The organism is Stenotrophomonas sp. RIT309 (genome assembly GCF_000632045.1).
GTDB classification, from domain to species: domain Bacteria; phylum Pseudomonadota; class Gammaproteobacteria; order Xanthomonadales; family Xanthomonadaceae; genus Stenotrophomonas; species Stenotrophomonas indicatrix.
Genome location: NZ_JFYS01000004.1, coordinates 79226 through 106120, shown reverse-complemented (window position 1 = coordinate 106120; position 26895 = coordinate 79226). Strand labels below are relative to the sequence as shown.

Here is a 26895-nt window from a genome sequence, read left to right as displayed (position 1 = left end):
TCCAGCGACTGAAACCGGCTCGCCGGGACCCCAAAATTTCGAAGATGCCCCCTGCCATGTCTGAACAACCCTCCGAATCGGCCCGCCAGGCCATTGTCCCCGACACCTCCGCCGGCCGCCGTTTCGACGCGGTCGTGGCCGAGCTGTTCCCCGAATACTCCCGCTCCCGCCTGACCGAGTGGATCAAGGCCGGCGACGTCCTGCTGGACGGCGCGCAGGCACGCCCGCGCGACGCGCTGCGCGGCGGCGAGGTGGTCACCCTGCAGGTGGTGCTGGAAACCCAGACCAGCGCCGAGCCGGAAGACATCCCGCTGGACGTGCTGTTCGAGGACGAGCACCTGCTGGTGATCAACAAGCCGGTCGGCCTGGTCGTGCACCCCGGTGCCGGCAACCACAGCGGTACTCTGGTCAATGCGCTGCTGTACCGCGACCCGTCGGTGGCGGTGCTGCCGCGCGCGGGCATCGTGCATCGCCTGGACAAGGACACCAGCGGCGTGATGGTCGTGGCCCGCACGCTGGAAGCGCAGACCGCACTGGTCGAGCAGCTGGCCGCCCGTGACGTGCACCGCCAGTACCTGGCCGTGGTGATGGGCGCGCTGGTGGCCGGTGGTACCGCAGATGCGCCAATCGATCGCCACCCGCGCGACCGCCTGAAGATGGGCGTGCGCGAGGATGGCAAGGAAGCGGTGACCCATTACCGCCTGCGCGAGCGCTTCCGTGCGCATACCGCGCTGGAATGCCGCCTGGAAACCGGGCGTACCCACCAGATCCGCGTGCACATGGCGCACCTGCGTCATCCGATCGTGGGCGATCAGCTGTACGGCGGTGCGCTGAAGCTGCCCAAGGGGGCCAGCGACGAGCTGGTGGCCGCGCTGCGCGGCTTCAAGCGCCAGGCCCTGCATGCAGAGACCCTGGAGTTCGTGCATCCGATCAGTGGTGAGCCGGTGCGCAACACGGCGCCGGCGCCGGCCGACATGCTGCACCTGATGAAGGTGCTGCGCGAAGACAGCGCGGCCTTCGCCGAGCGTGAGCGGGACCGCTGGTAATGACTACCGCGCTGCCGCTGCTGCAGGCTGATTGGCCGGCGCCCCCGGGCGTGCATGCACTGACCACGCGCCGGCATGGCGCGGGTATCTCGCCAGCGCCGTTCGCCCAGTTCAACCTGGGCAACCGGCATGCGGCCGACGGTGACACCCCGGCCAACGTCGAGCACAACCGGCAGCTGCTGCAGCAGGGCTTGGCACTGCCATCGGCGCCGCATTGGCTGCGCCAAGTGCACAGCAGCACCGTGCTGCGTTTCGGCGCGCCGCCGGTGGAGGGCGCCAGCGAACCGGTGGCCGATGCCGCGGTGACCTCGGTGCCCGGCGTTGTGCTGGCGATCCTCACCGCGGACTGCCTGCCGGTGGTGTTCGCCGCTGTCGATGGCAGCGAGGTGGGCGCCGCCCATGCCGGTTGGCGTGGCCTGGCCGACGGCATGCTGGAGGCCACCGTGGCCGCCATGCAGACGCCACCGGCGCAGCTGCGCGCGTGGCTGGGCCCGGCAGCGGGACCGGCCGACTACGAGATCGGCGAAGAGGTGTACCACGCCTTCGTCGGCCACGACGCGGCCGCTGCGGCGGCCTTCGTGGCGACCCGCCCCGGTCACTGGAAAGTGGATCTGTTCGCGCTGGCGCGACAGCGCCTGCAGGCCGCGGGCATGGAGCTGGGCAACATCCACGGCGGCACGGTCTCGACCATGGCCGATGCGGATCTGTACTCGCACCGTCGCGACCGCCGCACTGGCCGGATGGCGACGCTGGTGTGGATGGACTGATGCGCGGGGATCGCGCTGCGGGGGCAGAACCTGGCGGCGTGATCGTCTTCGATGGCGTCTGCGCGTTGTGCAGCCGCTGGGTGCGTTTCCTGCTGCGGTTCGACCGGCAGGAACGCTTTCGCTTCGCGGCGATGCAGGGCGCGCAGGGCAGCGCGATGTTGCGCGCGCATGGCCTGGACGCGCACGACCCGACCTCGTTCCTGCTGTTGGACGGGCAGGGCGCGTGGACCGATACCGATGCGATCCTGCGCGTGCTGGCGGCACTGGGTGGTGGCTGGCGCCTGGCGGCCGTACTGCGCGTGCTGCCACGCCGCTGGCGCGACGGGGCCTACCGCGTATTGGCACGCAACCGCTATCGCTGGTTCGGGCGCCATGACACTTGCTACCTGCCCACCCCGGAACAAGCCGCGCGGTTCCTCGATTAAGCGCCGCCGGGCGTGGCCCGGCGCTACCCCGTGCCCGGATCAATGTAGCGCCGGGCCATGCCCGTGGGCGGTCAACCTTCCAAGGCTTCGAGGTAGCTGCGGCGCCAGTGGTTGATGTCGTAGGTGCGCAGGTGTTCCATCATCGCGTGCCAACGTTCCTTGCGCCGGTGCAGCGACATCGTCGCCGCAGTGGCGATGGCATCGGCCACGCCGTCCAGATCGTGCGGGTTGACCAGCAGCGCCTGCTTCATTTCATCGGCGGCGCCGGCCAGCAGGGACAGCACCAGCACGCCGGGATCTTCCGGGTCCTGCGAGGCAACGTATTCCTTGGCGACCAGGTTCATGCCATCGCGCAGCGGGGTCACCAGGCCGACAGCGGCGGCACGATAGAAGCCGGTCAGCGTGGCGTGGGTGAAGTTCTGGTTGACGTAGCGCAGCGGTGTCCAATCCGGCTCGGCATGGCCACCATTGATGTGGCCGGCGATCTGCTCCAGCTGGCTGCGCAGTTGCCGGTATTCGGTGACATCGCCGCGCGAGACCGGTGCGATCTGCAGGTAGGTGAGCGAGCCGCGCTGGTCGGGATGGCGCTGCAGGTAGCGTTCGAAGCCGAGGAACCGTTCGGGCAGGCCTTTGGAATAGTCCAGGCGATCCACGCCGATGGCGAGCTGGCGGTCGCGCAGGCTGCTGCGCAGGTTCTTCACGGCCGCCTTGCTGGCTGCGGTGCTGGCCTGGCGGGCGATCAGCTCGGTGTCGATGCCGATGGGGAACGCTGCGGCTCGGAAGTGACGTCCACCGGGCGCTTCGAGCTTGCCGTTTTCCAGTACCCGGCCACCGCCGAACAGACGCAGGTAGGTCTGGAAGCGATCGGCATCGCGCTGGGTCTGGAAGCCGACCAGGTCATAGGCATACAGCGCCGAGAACAGCCGCAGATGGTCGGGCATGGCCTGCAGCAGGTCGGCCGAGGGCATCGGGATGTGCAGGAAGAAGCCGATGCGGCAGCCGATGCCGCGCTCGCGCAGCATCGCGCCGAGCGGAATCAGGTGATAGTCGTGGATCCAGACGATGTCGTCTTCGCGCAGCAGCGGCGCCAGCTTGTCGGCGAACAGTGCATTGACCCTGTGGTAGGTCTCGCGGGTGCCGCGGTCGTAGTCGACCAGGTCCAGGCGGAAGTGCAGCAGTGGCCACAGCGTGCGATTGGCGAAGCCGTTGTAGTAACCGTCCACATCGCGCTTGGCCAGGTCCATGGTGACGTACTGGATGTCACCATCGCGCTGCTCGTGCAGCGCGCCACTGGCCTCGCGCACGCTCTTGCCACTCCAGCCGAACCACAATCCGCCGCGTTCCTTCAGCGCCGCCAGCAGGCCCACGGCGAGGCCACCGGCACGGTTCTCGCCGGGCACAGCCACGCGGTTGGATACGATGACAAGACGGCTCATGAAGCCTCCTGCCAGGACCGCGACAGGCGCATCGCCGCAGTGATCAGGCCGACATGCGAGTAGGTCTGCGGGAAGTTGCCCCAGGCTTCACCACCGTCGAAGGCAAGGTCCTCCGACAACAGGCCCAGATGGTTGCGTTGCTGCAACAGTGATTCGAACATGTCGCGCGCCTCATCCATGCGGCCGATTGCAGCGAGCGCATCGATGTACCAGAACGTGCAGATGGTAAAGCTGGTTTCCGGTTCGCCGAAATCATCCGGCGCGATGTAACGGTACAGCGCGTTGCCGTGCTTGAGGTCGCGGCCGATGGCCTCGACGGTGGCGACGAAGCGTGCGTCGTTGGCGTCGATGAAGCCGATGTCGGCCAGCAGCAGCAACGAGGCATCAAGGCGATGGCCATCGAAGGTATCGGTGAAGTGGCCGAGCTCCTCGCTCCAGGCTTTTTCCATGATGCGTGCGTGGATGGTATCGGCACGCTCGCGCCAGTACTGTGCACGGTCATCACGCTTCAGGCGCACGGCGATCTTGCACAGGCGATCACACGCCGCCCAGCACATCGCGCTGGTGTAGGTATGCACTTCGGTGCGGCCGCGGAATTCCCACAGGCCGGCATCGGGCACGTCGTGCAGTGCGAACGCCTGTTCACCCAGCGGTTCGAGCCGGGCAAAGGTGTGGCTGTCACCCGGATCCTGCAGGCGACGGTCGAAGAACAGCTGGGTGGAGGCCAGCACCACGCTGCCGTATACATCGTGCTGGCGCTGCACCCAGGCCAGGTTGCCGCGCCGCACCGGGCCCATGCCGCGGTAGCCGGACAGGCTGGGCACTTCGTCCTCGTCCAGCTTGGCTTCGAAGCCGATGCCGTACAGCGGCTGCAGGGTGCCGTCGGTGGTGGCCAGGTTGAAGATGTAGCCGAGGAACTGCTCCATCGTGCGGGTGGCGCCCAGACGGTTCAACGCGCGCACCACGAAGGCGGCATCGCGCAGCCAGCAGTAGCGGTAGTCCCAGTTGCGCACGCTGCCGGGCGCTTCCGGAATCGAGGTGGTCATCGCCGCGATGATCGCGCCGCTGTCCTCGTACTGGCAGAGTTTGAGGGTGATCGCACTGCGGATCACCGCGTCCTGCCATTCCAGCGGGATGGACAGGTACCGCACCCATTCGCGCCAGTAGTCGCGGGTGCGCTGGAAGGCTTCCTGCACGTAGCCGCTGATGGAGCGGTTGAGCGATTCATCCACGCCCAGAATCAGGTGGATGGGATGGTTGAGCACGAACGGCAGGCCATCACGCACGAAGCGCACAGGAACGTCGGTGGTCAGGCGCAGCACATGCTCGGGCAGGATCCAGCGCACGTGGTTGCTGCCCCAGGTGGACTCGGGCACGCGCGCGCCCCAGTCGGCCAGAGGTCGTGCGCGGATCACGATGCGCGGGCTGCCGGACAACGGTCGCACCTGGCGAATGAGGCTGACCGGCCGGTAGAAACGGTCGTTCTGGCGCCAGCGCGGGGCGAAATCGAGGATTTCCAGCGCGCCGCCATGCGCATCGCGCAGCACGGTGCGCAGGATCGCGGTATTGGTGAGGTATTCCTGTTCGCTGCCGGCGAAGTCCTCCAGCTCGATGGCGAAGTCGCCGCCGGTCTGCTGGTTGGGGCTGAGCAGGGCACAGAAGGTCGGGTCGCCGTCGAAGGTCGGCAGGCAACTCCATACAACACGGGCGTGTTTGTCGACCAGGGCGCCGAAGCTGCCGTTGCCGACCACGCCCAGATCAAGATCGGGTTGGGTCATCACGCGGTACATCTCGGTTGCGGCCGTGGGGGCCGGGGTCAATACGCATTCTCACGCAGCCAGGCGTGCACGCTGCGTATGTCGGGCAGCGCGAACACCGCCGCGCTGGGTTCACGTTCGCCGATCAGCACGCTCCAGCCATGCAGGCCATTGGCCGCATCGAAGCCGAATTCATCGGTCAGGTCATCGCCGAGGAACACCGGCAGACGACCACGGAACGGCAGGTACTGCATCAGCCGACGTACGGCTCGGCCTTTGTTGGTAGCCACCGGGACGAATTCGACGACATGGTCGCCCGGCTGCAGGCGATAGCTGGCACGGCCGCGAACATGGCGCTCGGCGAAGGCGCGCACATCGTTGGCTGCATGCGGCGCGCCACGCCAGTGCAGGGCCAGGCCTACGCCCTTGTTCTCGACCAGCACGCCGGGGTGGCCATGGGCGAAACGCATGGCTTGTTGATGAAGCGCATGCAGCCAGTCGGCGGTGTCGTCACCATGCTCATCGCGTATCACGTGCCCGTCCTGCGCACGCAGTTCGTGGCCATGCAGGCCCGCAGCGGGAAGCTTGAGCGGCGCGAACAACTGGTCCAGCTGTTCAAGCGGGCGACCACTGACCAGTGCCACCGCACCTTCCAGGCGATCGCTGATGCGGCCGATGGCTTCACGCACATCGGGGAGAAGCTGCACGGCGTCGGGGCGTGCAGCGAATTCGATCAAGGTGCCATCCACATCGAGGAACAACGCGCAGGCGTCGTCCAGCAATGGAGGTGGCGGACGCAGGGGGAGCGGTTCAGCCATGGCGACCACCATGCCAGCGGCGGCGTGTACGCGGGGTCGAGGTCAGGCTACGGCTGGTGCGGACCAACGGTCCGCACCCACCCGATGGGTGCCGGCGCACCCACCCGCAGCGAGCCATCGCGTCCCGGTGGGTGCCGACCGTTGGTCGGCACGTTGTTCGCAGCAATCAGAACGTGTAGCGCACGCGACCGTAGTAGTACGCACCGTTGCTGCCGATCGGCGACAGCACGTCGTAGGGCAGGTTGCCGAAGTAGTGGATGTCCTCGTTGGAGCGATCCGGGTAGTTGTCGGTCAGGTTCTGCCCACCGATGGCCACGCTCCACTGCGGGGTGATGCGGTATTCCACTTCCGCATCCAGCTGCCACTCGGCCTGGTAGGTCTGGCGGGGAATGTAGCCATCACCGAAGTTGAATACGCGGGTCGCGCTGCCGTAGCGGTTCACCCGGCTGCTCAGCGACCAGTGGTCGTTGCTCCAAGCGGCTGAGAAACTGCCACGGGTGCGCGGGGTGGCGTCGGTCAGCGTATTGGTCTCTTCGATGCCGAACAGCACGTAGTCCGGGTCCAGCGCCTGCAGCTGCGCCGGTGTGGCCAGCACGTTCTTCAGCGTGGTCTTGGTGTAGGCGTAGGTGCCGGTCAACAGCAGCTGGCCATCGCCCAGCGACTGCCGCCAGTTGCTCACCAGCTCGGCGCCGCGGGTGCGCGTGTCGGCGGCGTTGACGAAGAAGCTGGCGCTCTGCAGGCCGCCGACGCCGTAGTTGGTGGCCACGTAATCGGTCAGCGCATCGCCGGTGATGCTCTCGGACAGTGCGATGCGGTCGTCGATGTCGATCTGGAAGAAGTCCAGCGACAGGTCGAAGTGCTCGCCGATGCGGCTGGTGAAGCCGAGCGAGGTGTTCAGCGACTTCTCCGGCTTCAGGTCCTGCGCACCCAGGCCACGGGCGATGGGGTTGTTGACCGAGAGCAGGCGGCCCTGCACCAGCTGGCCGCCGGCGTTGTAACCGGTGGAGGTGGATTCGTAGCCGATCTGCGCCAGCGACGGTGCGCGGAAATTGTTGGAGATCGCGCCGCGCAGGGCGAATGCCGGGGTGAACTCGTAGCGCAGTCCGAGCTTGCCGGTCAGTTCGCCGCCGAAGTCATCGCTGTGCTCGTAGCGCGCGGCCAGGTCGGTGGAGAATTTTTCGCCGAACTGGCTGGACAGGCTGGCGTAGACGCTGGCCACATCGCGCGACAAGGTCGCCGCGTCCTGCGGAGTCAGGCCACCGCCTGCCTGCGAGCCGGTCGGACGATCGGTGTACGGGCCGGCGGCGTAGCTGGCCGGGTCGCCTGGACGGGTCTGGTAGCGCTCGTGGCGGGCTTCGGCGCCCAGGCCCAGGGTGTGGCTGATGCTGTCGCTCTGCGAGAACACGCGGCTCAGGTCGAAGTTGCCCACGGTCTGCGCGTACTCGTAGTCCGCGGTCTTGAAGCGGGTCGGGCTGGTCGGGCCCAGCGAGGCATTCAGCGAATCGCGCAGACGATAGGTGAAGTCGTTCTGGCCGTAATCCAGGCTGCCGTCATAACTCCATTCACCCCACTGCCCACGGATACCGGCCACCGCCTGCACATCGCGGTTCTCGCCTTCGGAGATCGGCCGGTAGCCATTGGGGTAGACCTCCTTCCAGTTGGCATCGCCATCGGGATAGCGGAAGTAGTTCGCGCCTTCGGTATCACGCTGGTTGAAGGTACCGAACGCATAGAACGTCGCGGTCTTGCCCACCGGAATCTCAGTGTTCAGCCACAGATTGATGTCCTTGCTGGCGCCATCGCCGAGCACGTAGTTGCGCTTGCCCTGCAGTGCAAGATTGGCCTCGGTCTGGTCCCACGGCGGAATCTGGTCGAAGCCGGCGCGGTTGGTGCCGTTGCGCTTCTTGTATTCCAGGCCGACGCGCAGGAAGCCGCCGTCTTCGCCCAGCGAGGTGCCGACCTTGGCACTGAGGTTGCCCGTCTGGCCGTCGGTGAGGGTGCGGCCGATCGGCTTGAGGTCGGTGTGGTTGGCGCCGTAGCTGGCTTCGATCTCGCCGCCGTCGCCGCCGTTGTCGAGGATCACGTTGATCACGCCGGCCACGGCGTCAGAGCCGTACAGCGCACCGGCGCCATCGCGCAGTACTTCGATGCGCTTGATGGCGCTGACCGGGATTGCGTTGAAGTCGACCGGGGTGGTGCCCTTGCCGATCTTGCTGTCGGTGTTGACCAGCGCGGTGTGGTGGCGGCGCTTGCCGTTGACCAGCACCAGCACCTGGTCCGGCGACAGCCCGCGCAACTGCGCGGCGCGCACGTGGTCGGCGCCGCCGGAGTTGGACTGGCGGGGGAAGTTGAACGAGGGCAGCAGGGCCTGCAGGGCGCTGCCCAGCTCGCCGTTGACCACGCCGGCCTTGCGGATGTCCTCGGCGGTCAGCACGTCCACCGGCGAGGTGGATTCAAGCACGGTGCGGTCGGCGGCGCGGGTGCCGGTGACGATCACCGTGTCCAGGTTGGTGGCGGCGTCCTGGGCCGAAGCCAGGGCGGGGGACAGGGCGAGCGCGATGGCGAGGCCGAGCGGCGACGCGGACAGGCGGGGGAACATGCGGACTCCAGCAGCAACGACGTGGGGAAGGGGGGGGGAGATAGTTTCACTTACATCCATCCGGATGAAGCGATATATTATCTTGGCGTGAGGAGGCGGTGCGATGCAAGTCCCGGCTCCCATTGCATCTCTTCATGCCCTGCCGGCATGAGGGCATTGGTTGCAGCCGCAACCGAGGCGCAGGTGTACCCTCCGTGCCCCTTCGTCGTGCTTTTTCCCCTTCCCGGAGTGCTGTTCCCGATGAAACACCTTGGCCTTGTCTTCGCCGTGCTGCTGGCCACCAGTGGCTGCGCCAGCCTGTCCTCCAAGGCGCCCAGCGCCTATGCCACCACCGCCGACCTGCAGGGCGACGCCGCGCGTCCGTCCAGCGGCCACGGCTGGGTGCGCAGCGAGCTTTATTTCGGCGTGGGCGAAGAGCAGGGCGCCGGTGACCGCCCGCAGGCCGACACCATCAGCGATGCGCAGTGGCGCGCGTTCCTGGACAAGGAAGTGACGCCGCGCTTCCCGGACGGCCTGACCGTGTTCGATGCCTACGGCCAGTGGCTGTTCCGTGGCGATGCCTCCCCGAACCGCCTGCGCACCAAGGTGCTGGTGGTGCTGCACGAGGACAGCCCGCAGCGCCGCGCCGACATCGAAGCGATCCGTCTGGCGTGGAAGCAGCAGACCAGGCACCAGTCGGTACTGTGGTCGCGGCAGGCAGTTGACGTATCGTTCTGACCTGGACGCGCCACCGTGGCGCTGCAGGGAATGACGATGACACCCAGGGATGTGCTGATGGCGGTGATGCTGGCCGGTCTGTTGGCGCCGGCGGCACAGGCGCAGGACGAGGACCGGGGCCCGCTGCGGTTTTCGCCGGCAGCGGGCGTGCAGGCGGCGGTAGAGGTACAGGAGGACGGCATGCTAGCCGTACTCCTGCAGCCGGCAGGGAAGCGGCAGCGCCTGCTTGGCGCGCCGGACGCCGAGGGACATTCGCGCCTGGGCGCAGAGGATCTCGATTTCGACGGGCGTCCCGAGCTGGTTGCGCGCGCGGCGGTGGGCATGGTCAATGAGGCCGTTGCGGTCTATCGCTTCGACGTGGGCGGCGGTGAGTTCCGCGCACTGAAGGCGGTGACCCATGGACACGACCAGTGCGGTGACCTGATGGGCCTTACCGCCGACGCCGCCACGCGCACGCTGACCGCCAGCTGCCGCAGCGGGCCGATGTGGTACACCGACGTGTATCGCTTCAACGGACCGCAGCTCTATCTGTACCGCGGTGAGAGCGTGTTGATGCTGGGCGATACGCTGAACCGGGCGCTGCACTGGGAAGAGACCGAGAACCAAGGGCCACTGGCGGTGTGGCGTACCTACGATCCCTCCGGCAAGGTGCTGGAAAGCGCCATCGGCGAGGGGCTCGGCGCACCAGCAAGCGGTGCGCCGCTGGTGGGGCTGATGGCGAGCGTGCTGCCTGCGCGCCTGTTCCTGTTCGATCATCCCGGTGCGTCTAGCACGCAGCGCTACCTGGTGCAGGGTGATCGCGTGGAGATGCTGGATGAGCAGGATGGTTGGGTGAAGCTGCGTTATCGCAACCCGAAGCGCGGCGCGGTGACGGGGTGGATCAACGTCAACGATTGACGGCAGCCCTGCCCGGAGTTTGCACGACAAGGCGATCGGCCTCTTGCCCACGGGAGCATCACTTCATCGGGACTAGCCTCGGGGTTCCCCCTTGCAAGGCTGTAGTCCCATGAGCAAGCGCGTTGCCGAGATCGTCGTCGATACCCTGCAGCAGGCGGGCGTCCGCCGTTGTTATGGCATCGTCGGCGACACCCTGAACCATGTCACCGACGCACTGCATCGCAGTGAGATCGAGTGGGTGCATGTCCGCCATGAAGAGGTCGCGGCGTTCGCGGCCGGTGCCGATTCATTGATCAGTGGCCAGCTGACCGCCTGCGCGGGTTCGTGCGGTCCTGGCGGTCTGCACTTCATCAACGGCATCTTCGAGAGCAACCGCAACCGCGCGCCGATGGTGCTGATCGCCAGCCAGGTGGTCACCAGCGAACTGGGCATGGAGTTCCCGCAGGAAGTGGATTTCAAGGCGGTGTACGGCAGCTGCACCGTGTTCTGCGAGCAGGTGCACAGCCCGGCCCAGGCACGGCGCGTGGTGGCGCTGGCCTGCCAGGCGGCGATCAGCCGCCGCGGTGTGGCGGTGGTGATCCTGCCGGCCGACATCAGCGAAGCGGAAGTGAAGCACGATGTGCCGTTCTCGGTGCATTACACCCAGCCGGTGCTGCGCCCCTCCGAGGCCGAGCTGCAGCACATCGCCGAACTGCTGGGGCAGGGCAAGCGTATCGGCATCTATGCCGGCGCCGGTTGCCAGGGGGCACATGCGCAGCTGCTGGAACTGGCGCGGCGCCTGCAGGCACCGGTGGCGCACACATCGCGTGCGAAGGACTTCGTCGAACCGGACAACCCGTACAACATGGGCATGACCGGAGTCTTCGGCATCGAATCCGGGTTCCACACGTTGATGGAGTGCGACACGCTGCTGCTGCTCGGCGCGGATTTCGCCTGGGGCCAGTTCTATCCGGACAAGGCCACGATCATCCAGGTCGACCGCGACGGCAGCCACCTCGGTCGCCGCCATCCGGTGAACCTGGGCGTGGTCGGTGATATCGCACCGACGCTGGACGCGCTGCTGCCGATGCTGCCCCCGCGCGAAGACAGCAGTTTCCTGGACGAATGCATCGAGCACCGCGACAAGGCGCTGAAGAAGCGCGAGCAGGAGGAACAACCCGGCGAAGGCGAACTGATCCATCCGCAGCACCTGACCGCGCTGCTGTCGAAGTACGCTACCGACGATGCGCTGTTCACCGCAGATGGTGGCTCGCCGATGGTGTGGGTGCTGCGGCACATCCGGGTGAATGGCCGGCGCCGCACGCTGACCAGCCTGCTGCACGGCACGATGGCCAACGCGATGCCGCAGGCGCTGGGTCTGCAGAAGGCCTTCCCGGGGCGGCAGGTGATTTCGTTGTCCGGCGATGGTGGGTTGGCGATGTTGCTGGGCGACCTGCTGACCGCGGTGCAGGAGAACCTTCCGATCAAGGTGGTGGTGTTCAACAACGGCTCGCTGAATTTCGTCGAGCTGGAGCAGAAGGTGGAAGGGCTGCTGGACAACTACACCGACCTGAAGAATCCGGATTTCGGGCGGTTGGCCGAGGTGATCGGCTTCCATGGCCGCACGGTGACCCGCAGCGAGGACCTGGAAGAAGCGGTGCAGGATTTCCTGGCCCAGCGTGGGCCGGCGCTGCTGGATGTACACACCAGTCGCGCGGAGCTGGTGATGCCGCCGCAGATCGAGGCCAAGCAGGTGGCGGGCACGGCGTTGTATGCGGCCAAGGCAGTGCTGAGTGGTCGCATCGACGACGTGAAGCATCTGCTGGTGGACAACTTCCTGAAAAAGTGAGGGTTGGGGTCTGATGCAGGGCTGCGCCCTGCACCCGCCGAATCAACGTCAACGTCAAAAGCGGGTATCGGTGGGATGGCGGGGTGGGTCCGGCTGCGGGGGACGCCGTAAACCCCCAGACCGGCCCAGCCGCTGGCGGCTGTGCGTTCGGGCGCTTGCGAAGCAGTGCTTCGCAAGCAAAGCGCCCTCACCCTTGGGGGCTTGGCCGCGGCATCCATGCCGCGGACGCCCCCGCAACCGGACCCACCCCGCCTTCGACAGATTTCCGCGATCTGTTGGAATGGCATGGCCTGTTGCTAGTGGGACCTTGGTCAGCACAGTAGATCCACGCCATGCGTGGATGCTTCCCGGTAGTGCCGGCCGCTGGCCGGCAACCACGCAGATGCCTGAGATCCGGCGCTTGAGAGCGCAGCGACCGGCTTCTGCTTTTGATCTTTTGATTCTCTTCCGTGGCTGGCGCCCGCAGGAAACTGTCCGTGGCCGGCCGGGGTGGGCTGCGCAGGACCGTTGGCGCCATGGATGGCGCCATCGAGCCCCCATGGACGGGTTTACGGCGTGTCCTGCGCAGCCCACCCCGCACGACCCCCTCCGATAGGCTGCTTTCAGCGACCAACCACGAGGGGCTCCGCCGTTGGCTGGAACCCATCATTCCACTCGGGAATTGGCGCGCCGGCCCCGCTGGGCCTACCATCGGCGGTCCCCACCCCCACCGCCCCTTCCATGTCCGCTCCCGCTTCCACCGCGCCTCGCCGCTGGTTCGTCGCTGGCGACTTCAATGGCTTCTTCGGCCTGGTCGTCGACAACCTCTCCATCCTCGGTTTCATCGCCATGGCCCTGGTCGGGATGTTCCAGTTCCCCGCCGACGTGGTCTTCGGCCGCATGTTCCCCGGCACCGCCCTGGGCGTGCTGGTCGGCAACCTGCTGTACACCCTGATGGCACGGCGCCTGGCCGCGCGTACCGGGCGCGACGACGTCACCGCCATGCCGCTGGGCCTGGATGCACCGACCAGCATCGGCATGGCGCTGCTGGTGCTGGGCCCGGCCTTCCTGGCCTTCAAGCAGCAGGGCCTGGACCCGCATGCCGCCGCCATCGCCACCTGGCAGCTGGGCATGGCCTCGCTGGTCATCATGGGCGTGCTCAAGCTGATCCTGTCCTTCTTCGGTGAAGCGGTGACCCGCGCGCTGCCGCGCGCTGCGCTGCTGGGTTCCATCGCGGGCATCGCACTGGTGCTGATGGGCCTGCTGCCGTTGCTGGAGACCCTGCGCTCGCCGCTGGTGGGCTTCACCACGCTGGGCCTGCTGCTGTACGTACTGATCGCCAAGGGCAAGCTGCCGCTGCGCGGCCCCGGTGTGCTGCTGGCCTTCGTGTTCGGCACCGTGCTGTATTACGGGCTCGGCCTGGCCGGCCTGGGTGTGCCCGGCTTCCAGATTCCGGCCTGGGTGCCGCCGCAGGTGGTGCTGCCGCTGCCGACGCTGGGCTTCATCGAGGGCCTGCCGACCGCGATGACCTACCTGCCGCTGCTGTTGCCGTTCGGCTTGCTGATGGTGGTCGGTGGCATCAACGTATCCGAGAGCGCGCGCGCGGCCGGCGATGACTACCGCACCCGCGACATCCTGCTGGTGGAGGCGGTGGCCACGCTCGTCGCCGGCGTCTGCGGTGGCGTTGCGCAGACCACCCCGTACATCGGCCAGCCGGCCTACAAGCACATGGGCGCGCGCAGCGGCTACACGCTGCTGACCGGCCTGTTCGTCGGCATCGGCGGCATGCTCGGCATCATTTCCGGGCTGGTGCAGTGGCTGCCGCTGGCGGTATTGGCGCCGATCATCGTGTACGTGTCGATCGACATCACCACCCAGGCGTTCCAGGCGACGCCGCGCCAGCATGCCGGGGCGATGGTGCTGGGCTTCCTGCCGTCGGCGGCCTACCTGCTGGCGATCAAGGCGCCGGGCTGGATTCCGGCCGAGCAGATGGGCGCGCTGCTGACCCACGTCGATGGCCACGGCCTGCCGGAGCTGGCGGTGATCTTCGCGCTGGGCAACGGCTTCATCATCACCTCGATGCTGTGGATCGCCACCGTCGCGGCGATGGTCGATGGACGCCTGCGCCGCGCCTGCGGCTTCCTGCTGGTGGCGGCGGTGCTCACCCTGTTCGGCCTGATCCATTCGGTGGATCCGCGCGGCGGCATCTACCTGCCGTGGGATCTGCAGGGCCTGGCCCGCGTCATCAGCTGGCAGTTCGCCGGCGCCTATGTGGCGCTGGCCATCCTGCTGGGGCTGCTGTCGCTGCAGAAGCAGGCGGTGAAGCCGCTGGCTGAAAACGCCCATTGACCGGTAGCGCCGGGCCATGCCCGGCGTTGGGTTGCGCTGCCGCCGGGCATGGCCCGGCGCTACTTCTCGCCATCAAGTTCCGGGTAATGCCGGAAGATGCCGTTGGTGTTGAAGGCAAGCCGCCGCTCCGAAGCGAGATAGGCGGCGATGCCGGGCCGTTGTTCCACCCGGTCCTTCAGCGCGCGCAGCAGTGGCAACGTCGGCCACAGCGCCTGCATGCGGCGTGGGAACATGTAGTCCAGCCCGCTCAGCAACTGGAACAGCGACAGGTCCACGTAGGAGTGTTCGCGCAGCGGGTGGCGACCGCCATTGGCCTTCAGCACCTGCTCGAAGTAGCCAAGGAATTTCGGCAGGCGCTCATCGCGCATCGCTGCCGCGCGCGCCCTGGCCTCGGTCTTCTGGTCTTCGTAGTACTTCGACGCGGCGATCGGATGGTGGGTGTCGTGCACTTCGGCCACCAGATCGGCGATGGTCAGCTGCAACTGCAGCGCCTGCATGCGCCGCGAGGCGGCCTGCGGAACCAGATCCAGCGTCGGGCCGAGGAAATCGAGAATGGCCGCGACCTGCGCGATGACCTGTCGCCCCGCCTTCAGGAACGGTGGCGCGAAAGGTTGCGCACCTTCGCTGTGGCCATCGAGGAACGGCTGCATCACGGCGTCGCCGTGCACACGCGCCATGTCCACGTAATCGGCGCCGGCATCTTCCAGCGCCAGCCGCACGAACTCGCCACGGCCCTGGATGCCGGTCCAGTAGTACAACGCGTACTGCATGAAGGCTTCTCCACCCAACAAGAACAGCAGGGTCGCGCGTACCGCGCAAAGCAGGCGTGAACCACAACGGCAGCGGAATGGCTGGGGAACCCCGCCGAACCAGGGCAGTCACACCTTGTCCATGCAGCTGAAAGGCGAGGTTCTGCATCATGCAGAGTGGAAAAGTGGTCTGGCCCTGGGTTCTGGGCGTGGTGGTGGTGGGCGGCGCGGGCACGTGGTTGTTCCGCGACCAGTTGCAGCATCTGGCAGATGGCGTAGCGGTGCCGGTGCAATCCACTCCGACCTCGGCAGGCGCCGCACCGAAGCCCGCTGCTCCCCAGGAACCCGCGCCCTCTCCGATCAAGCATCCGCTGGATTCGGACGCCGCCGCCGACCCGGCACTGCCATCACTGGCCGACAGCGATGCCGCCGCCTGGAGCACATTGAGCGGACTGTTCAAGGGCGAGCGCGCGTTGGCTGCGCTGCTGCGCGATCACCTGATCCAGCGCCTGGTCACCCAGGTCGACAACCTGGACAAGGCCAGTGTGCCGCCTACCGCGCTGGCCTTCCGGCCGCTACCGGGCAGCCTGCAGGTGGAGCCGGGCGAGGGCGGCGAACGCATCGCCGCGGCCAATGCAGCGCGCTATGCGCCCTATGTGCAGGCCTTCACTGCGCTCGACCCGGCGGCGGCGGCCCACGCGTACAAGCGCTTCTATCCGTTGATCCAGCAGGCGTATGTCGATCTGGGCCGTCCTGACGGGTATTTCAATGATCGCCTGGTAACGGTGATCGACCACCTGCTGGACACCCCGGAGCTGGCCCAGGCGCCACTGCTGCAGCGCGATGAGCGGGGCCGCTACCGCTTTGCCGATTCCACCCTGCAGTCGCGCTCGATCGGGCAGAAGGCCTTGCTGCGCATGGACGTGGCGCAGGCACGGGCGGTCAAGCAGCAGCTGCGGGCGATCCGGGCCGCGATCACCCATTGAGGCCTCCAGCGTGCATATCTGATCCGGATCAACGCGCCGACAACACCGCTTCCGGCATGCTGGCCATAGGCTGACTGGCCTTCGAATGCAGTCGCAGCCACCCTTGAAACGGGGTGGGGCAACCGCATCTTTCCAGCATCGCCGGCGCGGGCCGGCCAAGATGACCGATGAGGTTTCGCAATGCGGATGGACAAGCTCACCTCGCGTTTCCAGCAGGCGCTGGCAGACGCGCAGTCGCTGGCGGTAGGCCGCGACAACAGCATCATCGAACCGGTGCACGTGTTCAGTGCCCTGCTGGACCAGCAAGGGGGCAGCACCCGGCCGTTGCTGGCCCAGGCCGGCGTCAACGTGCCGGTGCTGCGCGAACGCCTGGACGAGGCGCTTGAAGCGCTGCCGAAGGTGTCCGGCCAGGCCGGCAACCTGTCGATCGGCAATGACCTCAACCGCCTGCTCAACCACACCGACAAGCTGGCCCAGCAGAACGGTGATGCCTTCATCGCCAGCGAGTGGTTCGTGCTGGCCGCGCTGGAAGACGGCGGCACGCTGGGCATGGCGATGCGCGCTGCCGGTGCCGACAAGGCGCGCCTGCAGACCGCCATCGACAAGCTGCGTGGTGGCGAGAACGTGCAGTCGGAGAACGCCGAAGAGCAGCGGCAGGCGCTGGAGAAGTACACCATCGACCTGACCGCACGCGCCGAGAGCGGCAAGCTTGACCCGGTGATCGGTCGCGATGAAGAAATCCGCCGCACCATCCAGGTGCTGCAGCGTCGTACCAAGAACAACCCGGTGCTGATCGGCGAACCCGGTGTGGGCAAGACCGCGATCGTCGAAGGCCTGGCCCAGCGCATCATCAATGACGAAGTGCCTGAAGGCCTGCGCGGCAAGCGCGTGCTGTCGCTGGACATGGGCGCGCTGATCGCCGGCGCGAAGTTCCGCGGTGAATTCGAAGAACGCCTGAAGGGCGTGCTCAACGACCTGGCCAAGAGTGAAGGGCAGATCATCCTGTTCATCGACGAGCTGCACACCATGGTTGGCGCGGGCAAGGCCGACGGTGCGATGGATGCCGGCAACATGCTCAAGCCGGCACTCGCGCGCGGTGAACTGCACTGCGTCGGTGCGACCACACTGGACGAGTACCGCAAGTACATCGAGAAGGATGCCGCGCTGGAGCGCCGCTTCCAGAAAGTCTTCGTGGGCGAGCCGACGGTGGAGGACACCATCGCGATCCTGCGCGGCCTGAAGGAAAAGTACGCGGTGCACCACGGGGTGGAGATCACCGACCCGGCCATCGTCGCTGCGGCCACCCTGTCCAACCGCTACATCACCGACCGCCAACTGCCGGACAAGGCCATCGACCTGATGGACGAGGCCGCTTCACGGCTGCGCATGGAGATCGATTCCAAGCCGGAGGAACTGGACCGGCTGGAACGTCGCCTGATCCAGCTCAAGATCCAGCGCGAGATGCTGAAGAAGGAAAAGGACGACGCTTCGCGGCAGCGCCTGGCCGATCTGGAAAACGATATCGATGCGCTGGAGCGCGAGTTCTCCGATCTCAACGAAGTCTGGAAATCGGAGAAGGCCGCGCTGCAGGGCACGACCAAGATCAAGGAACAGGTCGAGCAGGCCAAGGTTGAACTGGAGTCGGCCCAGCGCCGGCAGGATTTCGCGCGCATGAGCGAGATCCAGTATGGCGTGCTGCCGCAGCTGGAAAAGCAGCTGGCTGCGGCCCAGGAAGTGGAGAACCACGACTTCAAGCTGGTGCAGGACCGTGTCACCGACGAGGAGATCGCCGAGGTCGTCTCGCGCTGGACCGGCATCCCGGTCAACAAGATGCTCGAAGGCGAGCGTGACAAGCTGCTGCGCATGGAAGAGGTGCTGCACAACCGCGTGGTCGGCCAGGAAGAGGCGATCAAGGTGGTGTCCGACGCGGTGCGTCGTTCGCGCGCTGGCTTGTCCGATCCGAATCGACCGGGTGGATCGTTCCTGTTCCTGGGCCCGACCGGCGTGGGCAAGACCGAACTGTGCAAGTCGCTGGCCGAGTTCCTGTTCGACAGCGCCGACGCGATGATCCGCATCGACATGAGCGAGTTCATGGAGAAGCACAGCGTCGCACGCCTGATCGGTGCGCCCCCCGGCTACGTGGGCTATGAGGAAGGCGGTTACCTCACCGAGGCCGTGCGCCGTCGCCCGTATTCGCTGATCCTGCTGGACGAGGTGGAAAAGGCGCATCCGGATGTGTTCAACATCCTGCTGCAGGTACTGGACGACGGTCGCCTGACCGATGGCCAGGGCCGCACGGTGGACTTCCGCAATACCGTCATCGTGATGACCTCCAACCTGGGTTCGCACCAGATCCAGGACATGAGCGGCGATGACACGCCGGAGGCCTACACGCAGATGAAGGCGGCGGTGATGGGCGTGGTGCAGGCGCACTTCCGTCCGGAGTTCATCAACCGGTTGGATGACATCGTGGTGTTCCATCCGCTGGACAAGCAGCAGATCAAGCAGATCGCGCGCATCCAGATGCGAGGCCTGGAAAAGCGCCTGGCCGAGCGTGGCCTGAAGCTGGTGGTGTCCGATGCAGCGTTCGATCTGCTCGGCAACGTCGGCTTCGATCCGGTCTACGGCGCGCGTCCGCTGAAGCGTGCGATCCAGGCACAGCTGGAAAACCCGCTGGCGCAGAAGATCCTGTCCGGTGCGTTCGTCAACGGCGATACCATCGAAGTGGGCAACGACGGCGGCCATCTGGTGTTCGCCAAGGCCTGATGCGTGCAACGGGGCGCTGCATGATCGCAGCGCCCCGTCTCTTTGCCAGCGCGAACGTCGGTGTCCGGCGCTCGCCGGCCATGCTCAGAACCGGTGCGTATACCCGGTCATCAACCCGAACTGGTTGGCCTTCTGCACGATCGGGCTGTCGGCGGCGTCGCCGAGCAGGCGGGTGCCTTCCACGGCGATGTACCAGTTGCCGTTGCGACCAGCGCGATGGCTCCATTTCATGCCCAGCCCGGCGCTGACCAGGCCGGCCTTGGGCTTGTGCTGGGCGAACCCGGTGCGAGCGGCCTGGTCGGGGCTGACGCCGTACCAGGTCTGCATATAGCCGCGGTTGCCGTAGTCGGTGGAGACGCTGCCGCTGACCACGCCACCGGCCAGATCGAACAGCGGCATCTCCAGGTTCAGGTGGATCTGCTGGGTGGCAAGGCCGTTGTCGCCCTTGTCGTCGTCTTTCAGCGTGTACTGCCAGGAACCACTCAACACCGCCTCACCCAGCGTATAGCCAGCCGCCAGGCCGACCAGGGGCCGGGTATCGATATCGCCCATGCCACGCAGGAAGTCCGAGCCGCCGAGGATCGAGTTCTTCTCGCGTCGGCTGCCGCTGCCGCCGACGTAGGCACGCACGCGGGTGTGTTCGCCGATCGCCGTGCCCCAACCCGCACCGCTGGTACCCAGAAACCAGCCTCCCGGCGAAGTCACGTCGAACGACAGCGTCGGTGCGGCCTGGAATTCCTCGCTGCCGCTGTAGCGCGGGGCAACGCCGCCACCGGCGGCAAGCTCGAAGGTCCATTGATCCTCCTTGGCATGCGCTGTGGACGTTGCGAACAAGGGCAGCAGGGCCAGGCCGAGCAGGGTGGGGAAACGGCGACGGTGGGACATGGCAACTCTCTACAGTGGGAGGAAATGCAGTGCGCGCATCCGGCGCGTGCTGCTGGGTCGACAGCGTGGCGGGATGCCACCGACCAATCCGTCCGCAGTTGTGCGGGAGTTGTAAGCAACTGTAAGCGCGGCCCGTGGCGTTCAGCTGGCAGCCAGTGGCCAGTGCATTTCCAGGCGTGCACCGCCCAGGGTCGCGCGTCCCACGCGCAGCTCGCCGTGGTGACGAACCGCGATGCGCCCGGCGATGGCCAGGCCAAGACCAAAGCCGCCGGTGTCGCGGCTGCGGCTGTCATCCAGACGGGTGAACGGGCGCAAAACCTTCTCGCGATCGCCTTCGGCAATGCCGGGGCCATCGTCATCCACGCGCAGGCAGGCCTTGCCGGCCACGCTGACCAGTGACACCTCCACACGGGTGCGTGCATAGCGCATCGCGTTGCCGACCAGGTTGCTCAGGGCCAGCTGCAGCAGGCGTGGCTCGGCATCCACGCGTGGCAGCGCGCTGGGCCAGACCTGCAGCACCAGGCCCGCGCGCTCGGCATCGCGCCGTGCGTCTTCCATGCAGGCCTGCAGCCAGTCGTTCGCCTCGATCCGCTGCATGGGCTCGGCGTCGTTGGGATGCTCCAGACGCTCATAGGCCAGCAGTTCGCTGACCAACCGGTTGAGCTCGGCCAGATCACCATGCAGGCCGGCAGCAAGGTGTGCCCGCCGCGCCGGGTCGTTGCTGTCCTGCATCAGATCCAGGCCGAAGGCCAGGCGTGCGATCGGCGTGCGCAGCTCGTGGGAAATGGCATGGGTAAGATCGCGCTGCCGTTGCACCAGTTCGGCCACGCGCGCGGCCATGCGGTTGGAATGCTCGACGATGACCCGGATCTGCGAGCGTGGTGATACCTGCGCACGTGCCTGCAGGTCGCCGGCACCGATGCGATCGGCATGACCGCGCAGCGCTTCCAGGTCGCGCCACAGCAGGCGTACCCAGGCATACAGGCAGGCGCCGACCAGCAGCAGGATGCACAGGTAGGCGGCGGCGGTCATGTACAGGGTCATCTGCACCTCGCCGGGAAGGCGCAGCTGCAGCCAGCGTCCGTCAGTCCCCTCGATGGGCAGCAGCACCTGCTGGTAGCGCTCACGGACGATGAAGCCGTCCCCGCGCAGGGCACTGCGCTCGTCGTCATCGAGCACGGGCGGTGCATCCAGCAGTGACAGCGCAATGCCGTAATGCGGCTGCCACTGCAGCAGGCGCTGCTGTTGCTGCTGGCGGTCCAGGCCGGCCAGTCCGCTACGCAGCGCATACACCTGTCCGCGCACCTGTTCGACGAAGACTCGTTCCTGCAGGGGCGTGTAGATGCGGTCCAACAGGTGGTTGAGGCTGAACACCGACACCAGCAGGCAGCCGCCGGTGACGAACCACAACCACAGGAACAGGCGCTTCACGCCGACCAGGCCGAGGGGTTGAACTGGTAACCGCGGCCCCACACGGTCTTGATCCGGCGCGGTTCGCGCGCGTCATCGCCCAGCTTGCGGCGCAGCTTGCCGATGCAGACATCCACGCTGCGGTCCAGGCCATCGAAACCGATGCCGCGCGCCGCCTGCAGGATCTGGTCGCGCGAGAGGATCTGCCCGGGCTGGCTGGCCAGCAGCCAGAGGATCTCGAATTCGGTGGTGCCCAGCTCTACGGGCTGCCCATGCAGGTGGACCTCGCGCTGCACGCGATCGATCAGCAACTCGCCATGCATCAGCCTGCACGGCATCCCGGCAGGACCGCTGCCATGGCGACGGCGCAGCAGCGCGCGCAGGCGCGCCAGCAGCAGGCGCGGCTCGATCGGCTTGTGCACATAGTCATCGGCGCCGGACTCCAGGCCCAGCACCTGTTCGATATCGTCCTCGCACGCCGTCAGCATCAGGATCGGCACGTCGGAAAAACTGCGGATCTGCCGGCACACGTCGATGCCACCGAGGCCAGGCAGCATCAGGTCCAGCACCACCAGTTCCGGCGCGTGCTGGCGGCAGGCCGCGCTGGCCAGGTCGCCACGCGGCACGTGCTGCACGGCAAATCCATGTTCGCTCAGGTAGTCGCTGACCAGCTCGGCCAGGCGGCGGTCGTCCTCGACCAGCAGCACCTGGGTCGGGTTGCCGGCGGCGGGAGTCCACAGGGAGGGCTGCATGGGTAGGGCGTCCTTGTCCGGGGCGAAGGGCCCGGCGGCGAAGCCTAGCAATGGCCCATGACGACTGCCTGAATCCCGGGCAACCTGATAACCGCCGGTACTGGCGTCATCGCCAGGGGCTCTCAATGGCGGTCGATGGCTGGCCTATGGTGGGCGTTTCCCCGGATGGAGCCTGGCGCAATGAGCGATCCGCAGTGGCAACTGGAAACCCTGGCCGTGCACGGCGGCTACCGCCCCGACCCGACCACCCGCGCGGTGGCGGTGCCGATCTACCAGACCGTGGCCTACGCATTCGATGACACCCAGCATGGGGCGGACTTGTTCGACCTGAAGGTGCCGGGCAACATCTATACGCGCATCATGAACCCCACCACCGACGTGCTGGAGCAGCGCGTTGCGGCGCTGGAAGGGGGCATCGGCGCGTTGGCACTGGCTTCCGGGCAGGCCGCGATCACCTATGCGATCCAGACCATTGCCGAGGCCGGCGACAACATCGTCGCTGCCAGTGCGCTGTATGGCGGCAGCCTCAACCTGCTGGCGCACACGCTGCCGCAGTACGGCATCCAGGCGCGTTTCGCAGATCCGGCAGATCCGTCCGCGTTCGCCGCGCTGATCGATGAACGCACCAAGGCGGTGTTCGTCGAATCGATCGGCAACCCGCGCGGCAACGTCACCGACATCGCCGCCATCGCCGAGGTCGCGCATGCGGCCGGCGTGCCGTTGATCGTTGACAACACGGTGGCCACGCCATTCCTGCTGCGCCCGTTCGAACATGGCGCCGACATCGTGGTGCACTCGCTCACCAAGTACCTCGGTGGCCACGGCACCAGCCTGGGTGGGGCGATCGTCGATTCCGGCCGCTTCGACTGGACGGCACAGCCGCAACGCTTCGCCCGCTTGAACCAGCCCGATCCGAGCTATCACGGCGTGGTCTATACCGAAGCGCTCGGCGCGGCGGCCTACATCGGCCGTGCCCGGGTAGTGCCGTTGCGCAATACCGGCGCAGCGTTGTCACCGTTCAACGCCTTCCTGATCCTGCAGGGCATCGAGACCCTGGCGCTGCGCATGGAGCGGATCAACACCAATGCGCTGGCTGTGGCGCAGTACCTGCGCGCGCATCCGAAGGTGGCGTGGGTGCGTTATGCCGGGCTGGCCGACGACCCCGAACATGCGGCGGCGCAGCGTTATCTGGGCGGCCATGGCTCCGGTGTGCTGACCTTCGGACTGCCGGGCGGGCGCGTTGCCGGCGCCCGCTTCCTCGATGCCCTGAAACTGTTCACCCGGCTGGTGAACCTGGGCGATGCCAAGTCACTGGCCACCCATCCTGCGTCGACCACCCATCGCCAACTGGATGCGGCCGAACTGGCCAGGGCCGGGGTCAGCGAGGACACCGTGCGCCTGTCGATCGGCATCGAGCACATCGGTGATCTGCGCGCGGACCTGGAACAGGCTCTCGCCCAGGCCTGAGGGCGGGCAATCGCGCAGGATCGGTCACGCACCCCGCTAAAGGATCAGGCACGATCGCAGCCAGGTCCTCAGCGGAGATGGTCATGAAGCGGCTTGCAGGCCTGCGCCAGGCGCAGGGAATCGAACGGGTCATCGACCATCTGCAGGGCTGCCTGCGTGAGCAGCAGGCACTGCCGGATGTAGCGTCACTGGCGACTGTCGCCCATCAGTCGCCCTATCACTTCCAGCGCCTGTACCGGGCACTGACCGGGGAAAGCCCCGGACAGACGCTGGACCGGCTGCGCCTGCTCAACGCCCTGCAGGCGCTGCAGCAGCCCGATGCAAGCGTCACCGACGCTGCGCTGGCCGCTGGATATGAGAGTGCGCAGGCCCTTGCGCGGCGCTGCAGGCAGCGCCTGGATACCACCCCGCGCGCGCTGCGCGCCGATGCAGCGCTGCGGCAGCAGTGGCAGCAGCTCTTGGCGCATCCACCGGCCGACGTGGACGCAGTGACCGCCGCCCCGCTGAAGGTGGAAGTGTGCGCGCTGCAGCCGTTCGAGGTCGTGCTGCTACGCGCGAAGGGGGCCTTCGGTGATCTCGATGCCAGCTTCGGCCGCCTGTACCAATGGGCGCAGGCGCAAGGGCTGGCCGACGATCTGCTACACCTGGTGGGCATCGCCATCGATGACCACCGGGACGTACCCGCGCAGGCGCACCGCTTCGACTGCGGGATGGGATTTGCCACCGCGCTGCCACAACTTTCGTCGCCGCTGCGGCGGCAGGCCCTCGGCGTCGGTCCGCATGCGGTCGTCCACCATGTCGGCCCCTATGAGCAGCTGCAGGCCGTGGGGGATGCACTGCTGCGCGACTGGTGGCCGGACAGTGGGCACGCGCTTGCCGAAGCGCCACTGTACTTCCACTTCCTGGATGATCCCGAACAGGTGCCTGCCCACCAGTTGCGTGCCGACGTCTGCCTGCCGCTGGCAGGCTGATACCTGCTGGCTTGGTCGTCATCGCCAGAGGCGATCACCACCACTGCAGGAAAGCGTTACGGTAGAGACGCTCTCCAAGGGCGTGGCGATATCATCCCCGGCCGATGCGGGTCGGCCGGGGATTTTTTTGGGCGCAGCCAACCCAGGTAGATCCACGCCGTGCGTGGACGCATTTTGATGCACTGTCGAAATACTCGATTCCGATGGAGACCCATCCACGCATGGCGTGGATCTACTGTGTCGACCAAGGTCGACACCTACCAACAGCGGCACCGAACGCCGTACCCGCAGCTCGCTGAAATCTGTGGAAGGCGGGGTGGGTCTGGTTGCGGGGGTGTCCGCGGCATGGATGCCGCGGCCAAGCCTCCAGGGATGGATTCACGGCGTCCCCCGCAACCGGACCCACCCCGCCTTCCCACAGGAACCCCGCTTCTGCTTCGGCTGTGGCTGTTGAGGTTGCCGGCCAGCGGCCGGCACCACAGCGGGTGCCGGGCGCAGCCCGGCCGCACCCTCACACCACCGGGATGCTGTGCTGCCCAAGACTGCGGTACGGCGGGGTGGCCATCACCATCTCCGCCAGCGAGTAGGCCAGCTCGCGCTCGGCCATTACCGTGCCGTCGGCACCGTGTTCAAGCAGATGCTTCACTTCGGCATCGCTGTGCGCGCGCGCCAGCAGGGTCAGGTTGGGGTTGATCGCACGCAGCTTGGCCAAGGTCTCACCGGCTTCCAGCGGCTGCGGGATCGCCAGCACCGCGATCTTCGCGCGCTCGGGATGGGCTTCGGCCAGCACCTTGTCCGAGGCGGCGCTGCCGCGGATGCCGGGCAGGCCGGCGGCATGCGCCTCGGCCACGTGTTCCTTGTTGTCGTCGATGATCATCACCGGCACGCCACGGTCGCGCAGCACCTGCGCCAGCGCGCTGCCGACGCGGCCATAGCCGATGACGATGGCATGGTCGTGCAGGTCCAGCGACGGCCCCGGTGGCAGCTCGGTCTCCACCGCGGTGGGCGTGGTTTCCTGGTGCTTCAGCAGCCAGCGGTCGAGCAGGCCGAACACCAGCGGGTTGAGCATGATCGAGATCAGCGCGCCGGCCAGCACCAGCGCCTGGCCGGTCGGAGGCAGGATCTTCAGGGTCACGCCGAGGCCGGCAATGATGAAGGCGAACTCGCCGATCTGCGCCAGGCTGGCCGAGATCGTCAACGCGGTGCCGGTGGGGTGGCCGAACGCGCGCACGATGAAGAACGCCGCCGCCGATTTGCCGAACATGATGATGCCGGCGGTGGCCAGCACCTGCCACGGGTGCTCGATCAGGATGCCGGGATTGAACAGCATGCCCACCGAGACGAAGAACAGCACCGCGAACGCGTCGCGCAGCGGCAGGGAATCGCTGGCCGCCTTGTGGCTGAGTTCCGATTCATTGAGCAGCATGCCGGCGAAGAACGCGCCCAGCGCGAAGGACACACCGAACAGCATCGCCGAGCCGAACGCCACGCCCAGCGCGATCGCCAGCACCGACAGGGTGAACAGTTCGCGCGAGCCGGTACCGGCAATGCGCTCCAGGATCCACGGAATGACCCGGCGGCCGACCACCAGCATCACCGCCACGAACAGGCCCAGCTGCACGAACGTCCAGCCGATGCTGGCCAGCACGCTGCCGAGGGTGTGGTGTTCATTGGCCGCGTCGGGCCCGAACACGCCGGCCATCACCGGCATCATCACCAGTGCCAGCACGCAGGCCAGGTCCTCGACGATCAGCCAACCGACCGCGATCTTGCCGCGCTGGGTTTCCAGCAGGCGGCGCTCTTCCATCGCGCGCAGCAGCACTACGGTACTGGCCGTGGCCAGCGCGAAACCGAACACCACGCCGTGGATGACTGGCCAGCCCATCAATGCCGCCAGGCCCCAGCCGAGCAGGGTAGCGACCAGGATCTGGCCGATGGCACCGGGAATGGCGATGGCCTTGACCGCCATCAGGTCCTTCAGCGAGAAGTGCAGACCGACGCCGAACATCAGCAGCATCACGCCCAGCTCGGCCAGCTGGTTGGCCAGTGCCTGGTCGGCGACGAAGCCCGGCGTGAACGGCCCGACGCAGATGCCAGCAACCAGGTAACCGACCAGAGGAGACAAGCGGAGCTTGTTGGCCAGCGCGCCGAAGATGAAGGCGAGCCCGAGACCAACGGCAACGATGTTGATCAGGTCGGTGTCATGGTGCATCGGCTCTCGCAGAAATCAGGGGGATGCCCCGATTTTCACCTAATGAGCCAAATGCGGCAAACCTTTGGAGCAAATAGGG

At 66.9% G+C, this 26895-nt stretch carries 20 protein-coding genes; 11 read left to right on the top strand and 9 right to left on the bottom strand.

Going from position 1 to position 26895, the window contains the following annotated elements; all coding sequences use genetic code 11:
* Window positions 1-56: 56 nt before the first annotated feature.
* The 3 genes from rluD to BW38_RS16610 are packed head-to-tail and all read left to right on the top strand — an operon-like array spanning window position 57 to window position 2238.
* Window positions 57-1046 carry a 23S rRNA pseudouridine(1911/1915/1917) synthase RluD gene (rluD, locus tag BW38_RS16600; RefSeq protein WP_049469884.1) on the top strand — a complete coding sequence of 330 codons (990 nt, stop codon included), beginning with the start codon at window positions 57-59 and terminating at the stop codon, window positions 1044-1046.
* Window positions 1046-1813, top strand: coding sequence for a peptidoglycan editing factor PgeF (gene pgeF / locus BW38_RS16605; RefSeq protein ID WP_032975162.1), 768 nt, complete (start codon window positions 1046-1048; stop codon window positions 1811-1813). The genes rluD and pgeF overlap by 1 nt, the downstream gene beginning before the upstream one ends.
* Window positions 1813-2238, top strand: coding sequence for a thiol-disulfide oxidoreductase DCC family protein (locus BW38_RS16610; protein WP_032975161.1), 426 nt, complete (start codon window positions 1813-1815; stop codon window positions 2236-2238). Before pgeF ends, BW38_RS16610 begins: the two co-directional genes overlap by 1 nt.
* A 71-nt stretch (window positions 2239-2309) precedes the next feature.
* Here the strand turns inward: BW38_RS16610 and otsA are convergent, their stop codons facing one another.
* The 4 genes from otsA to BW38_RS16630 form a co-directional block, all read right to left on the bottom strand.
* The gene (gene otsA / locus BW38_RS16615; protein WP_032975160.1) at window positions 2310-3674 is read right to left on the bottom strand and encodes an alpha,alpha-trehalose-phosphate synthase (UDP-forming); all 1365 of its coding nucleotides are present in this window, start codon (window positions 3672-3674) and stop codon (window positions 2310-2312) included.
* Window positions 3671-5452, bottom strand: coding sequence for a glycoside hydrolase family 15 protein (locus BW38_RS16620; protein WP_032975222.1), 1782 nt, complete (start codon window positions 5450-5452; stop codon window positions 3671-3673). Before BW38_RS16620 ends, otsA begins: the two co-directional genes overlap by 4 nt.
* 38 nt (window positions 5453-5490) lie before the next feature.
* Complete coding sequence (otsB, locus tag BW38_RS16625; RefSeq protein ID WP_032975220.1) at window positions 5491-6249, bottom strand: trehalose-phosphatase; 759 nt, start codon at window positions 6247-6249, stop codon at window positions 5491-5493.
* 166 nt (window positions 6250-6415) lie between these two features.
* Window positions 6416-8848, bottom strand: coding sequence for a TonB-dependent receptor (locus BW38_RS16630; RefSeq protein ID WP_032975157.1), 2433 nt, complete (start codon window positions 8846-8848; stop codon window positions 6416-6418).
* 240 nt (window positions 8849-9088) lie between these two features.
* Here BW38_RS16630 and BW38_RS16635 point away from each other — a divergent pair, with 240 nt between their 5' ends.
* The 4 genes from BW38_RS16635 to BW38_RS16650 all read left to right on the top strand — a co-directional run bounded on the left by BW38_RS16635 (window position 9089) and on the right by BW38_RS16650 (window position 14618).
* A complete protein-coding gene (locus BW38_RS16635; protein ID WP_032975156.1) occupies window positions 9089-9565 on the top strand; it encodes a DUF3574 domain-containing protein in 477 nt (158 codons plus the stop codon).
* A 36-nt stretch (window positions 9566-9601) separates the two neighbouring features.
* A complete protein-coding gene (locus BW38_RS16640; protein ID WP_032975219.1) occupies window positions 9602-10462 on the top strand; it encodes an SH3 domain-containing protein in 861 nt (286 codons plus the stop codon).
* 109 nt (window positions 10463-10571) lie between these two features.
* A complete protein-coding gene (locus tag BW38_RS16645; RefSeq protein ID WP_025874311.1) occupies window positions 10572-12290 on the top strand; it encodes a thiamine pyrophosphate-dependent enzyme in 1719 nt (572 codons plus the stop codon).
* Between the two features lie 720 nt (window positions 12291-13010).
* Window positions 13011-14618, top strand: coding sequence for a membrane protein (locus BW38_RS16650; protein ID WP_032975155.1), 1608 nt, complete (start codon window positions 13011-13013; stop codon window positions 14616-14618).
* 59 nt (window positions 14619-14677) lie between these two features.
* On the opposite strand, the gene BW38_RS16655 is transcribed toward BW38_RS16650, so the two are convergent.
* The gene (locus tag BW38_RS16655) at window positions 14678-15388 is read right to left on the bottom strand and encodes a glutathione S-transferase (protein ID WP_032975154.1); all 711 of its coding nucleotides are present in this window, start codon (window positions 15386-15388) and stop codon (window positions 14678-14680) included.
* 149 nt (window positions 15389-15537) lie between these two features.
* On the opposite strand from BW38_RS16655, the gene BW38_RS16660 reads away from it, so the two are divergent.
* Both BW38_RS16660 and clpB read left to right on the top strand, forming a co-directional pair.
* Window positions 15538-16353 (top strand): DUF3014 domain-containing protein, encoded by an 816-nt coding sequence (locus BW38_RS16660; RefSeq protein ID WP_032975153.1) that lies wholly within the window; start codon window positions 15538-15540, stop codon window positions 16351-16353.
* A 180-nt stretch (window positions 16354-16533) separates the two neighbouring features.
* Complete coding sequence (gene clpB, locus BW38_RS16665) at window positions 16534-19119, top strand: ATP-dependent chaperone ClpB (protein ID WP_032975152.1); 2586 nt, start codon at window positions 16534-16536, stop codon at window positions 19117-19119.
* A gap of 84 nt (window positions 19120-19203) precedes the next feature.
* On the opposite strand, the gene BW38_RS16670 is transcribed toward clpB, so the two are convergent.
* The 3 genes from BW38_RS16670 to BW38_RS16680 form a co-directional block, all read right to left on the bottom strand.
* Window positions 19204-20004, bottom strand: a complete 801-nt coding sequence (locus BW38_RS16670; protein ID WP_025874695.1) for a MipA/OmpV family protein — start codon at window positions 20002-20004, stop codon at window positions 19204-19206.
* Between the two features lie 141 nt (window positions 20005-20145).
* Entirely contained in the window at window positions 20146-21435 is a 1290-nt protein-coding gene (locus BW38_RS16675) for an ATP-binding protein (RefSeq protein ID WP_032975151.1), read from the bottom strand.
* The gene (locus BW38_RS16680; protein WP_032975149.1) at window positions 21432-22166 is read right to left on the bottom strand and encodes a response regulator transcription factor; all 735 of its coding nucleotides are present in this window, start codon (window positions 22164-22166) and stop codon (window positions 21432-21434) included. Before BW38_RS16680 ends, BW38_RS16675 begins: the two co-directional genes overlap by 4 nt.
* Before the next feature lie 180 nt (window positions 22167-22346).
* Here BW38_RS16680 and BW38_RS16685 point away from each other — a divergent pair, with 180 nt between their 5' ends.
* Window positions 22347-23633, top strand: coding sequence for an aminotransferase class V-fold PLP-dependent enzyme (locus tag BW38_RS16685; RefSeq protein WP_032975148.1), 1287 nt, complete (start codon window positions 22347-22349; stop codon window positions 23631-23633).
* 83 nt (window positions 23634-23716) lie between these two features.
* The gene (locus BW38_RS16690) at window positions 23717-24604 is read left to right on the top strand and encodes a GyrI-like domain-containing protein (RefSeq protein ID WP_032975218.1); all 888 of its coding nucleotides are present in this window, start codon (window positions 23717-23719) and stop codon (window positions 24602-24604) included.
* A gap of 511 nt (window positions 24605-25115) precedes the next feature.
* On the opposite strand, the gene ybaL is transcribed toward BW38_RS16690, so the two are convergent.
* On the bottom strand, window positions 25116-26816 hold the full coding sequence (ybaL, locus tag BW38_RS16695) for a YbaL family putative K(+) efflux transporter (protein WP_025874691.1): 1701 nt from the start codon (window positions 26814-26816) through the stop codon (window positions 25116-25118).
* Between the last annotated feature and the right edge of the window lie 79 nt (window positions 26817-26895).

Bases quoted from the DNA above. Each gene is read 5' to 3' on its own strand.
- rluD (WP_049469884.1), top strand. From the start codon at position 57: ATGTCTGAACAACCCTCCGAATCGGCCCGCCAGGCCATTGTCCCCGAC.
- pgeF (WP_032975162.1), top strand. From the start codon at position 1,046: ATGACTACCGCGCTGCCGCTGCTGCAGGCTGATTGGCCGGCGCCCCCG.
- BW38_RS16610 (WP_032975161.1), top strand. From the start codon at position 1,813: ATGCGCGGGGATCGCGCTGCGGGGGCAGAACCTGGCGGCGTGATCGTC.
- otsA (WP_032975160.1), bottom strand. From the start codon at position 3,674: ATGAGCCGTCTTGTCATCGTATCCAACCGCGTGGCTGTGCCCGGCGAG.
- BW38_RS16620 (WP_032975222.1), bottom strand. From the start codon at position 5,452: ATGACCCAACCCGATCTTGATCTGGGCGTGGTCGGCAACGGCAGCTTC.
- otsB (WP_032975220.1), bottom strand. From the start codon at position 6,249: ATGGCTGAACCGCTCCCCCTGCGTCCGCCACCTCCATTGCTGGACGAC.
- BW38_RS16630 (WP_032975157.1), bottom strand. From the start codon at position 8,848: ATGTTCCCCCGCCTGTCCGCGTCGCCGCTCGGCCTCGCCATCGCGCTC.
- BW38_RS16635 (WP_032975156.1), top strand. From the start codon at position 9,089: ATGAAACACCTTGGCCTTGTCTTCGCCGTGCTGCTGGCCACCAGTGGC.
- BW38_RS16640 (WP_032975219.1), top strand. From the start codon at position 9,602: ATGACACCCAGGGATGTGCTGATGGCGGTGATGCTGGCCGGTCTGTTG.
- BW38_RS16645 (WP_025874311.1), top strand. From the start codon at position 10,572: ATGAGCAAGCGCGTTGCCGAGATCGTCGTCGATACCCTGCAGCAGGCG.
- BW38_RS16650 (WP_032975155.1), top strand. From the start codon at position 13,011: ATGTCCGCTCCCGCTTCCACCGCGCCTCGCCGCTGGTTCGTCGCTGGC.
- BW38_RS16655 (WP_032975154.1), bottom strand. From the start codon at position 15,388: ATGCAGTACGCGTTGTACTACTGGACCGGCATCCAGGGCCGTGGCGAG.
- BW38_RS16660 (WP_032975153.1), top strand. From the start codon at position 15,538: ATGCAGAGTGGAAAAGTGGTCTGGCCCTGGGTTCTGGGCGTGGTGGTG.
- clpB (WP_032975152.1), top strand. From the start codon at position 16,534: ATGCGGATGGACAAGCTCACCTCGCGTTTCCAGCAGGCGCTGGCAGAC.
- BW38_RS16670 (WP_025874695.1), bottom strand. From the start codon at position 20,004: ATGTCCCACCGTCGCCGTTTCCCCACCCTGCTCGGCCTGGCCCTGCTG.
- BW38_RS16680 (WP_032975149.1), bottom strand. From the start codon at position 22,166: ATGCAGCCCTCCCTGTGGACTCCCGCCGCCGGCAACCCGACCCAGGTG.
- BW38_RS16685 (WP_032975148.1), top strand. From the start codon at position 22,347: ATGAGCGATCCGCAGTGGCAACTGGAAACCCTGGCCGTGCACGGCGGC.
- BW38_RS16690 (WP_032975218.1), top strand. From the start codon at position 23,717: ATGAAGCGGCTTGCAGGCCTGCGCCAGGCGCAGGGAATCGAACGGGTC.
- ybaL (WP_025874691.1), bottom strand. From the start codon at position 26,816: ATGCACCATGACACCGACCTGATCAACATCGTTGCCGTTGGTCTCGGG.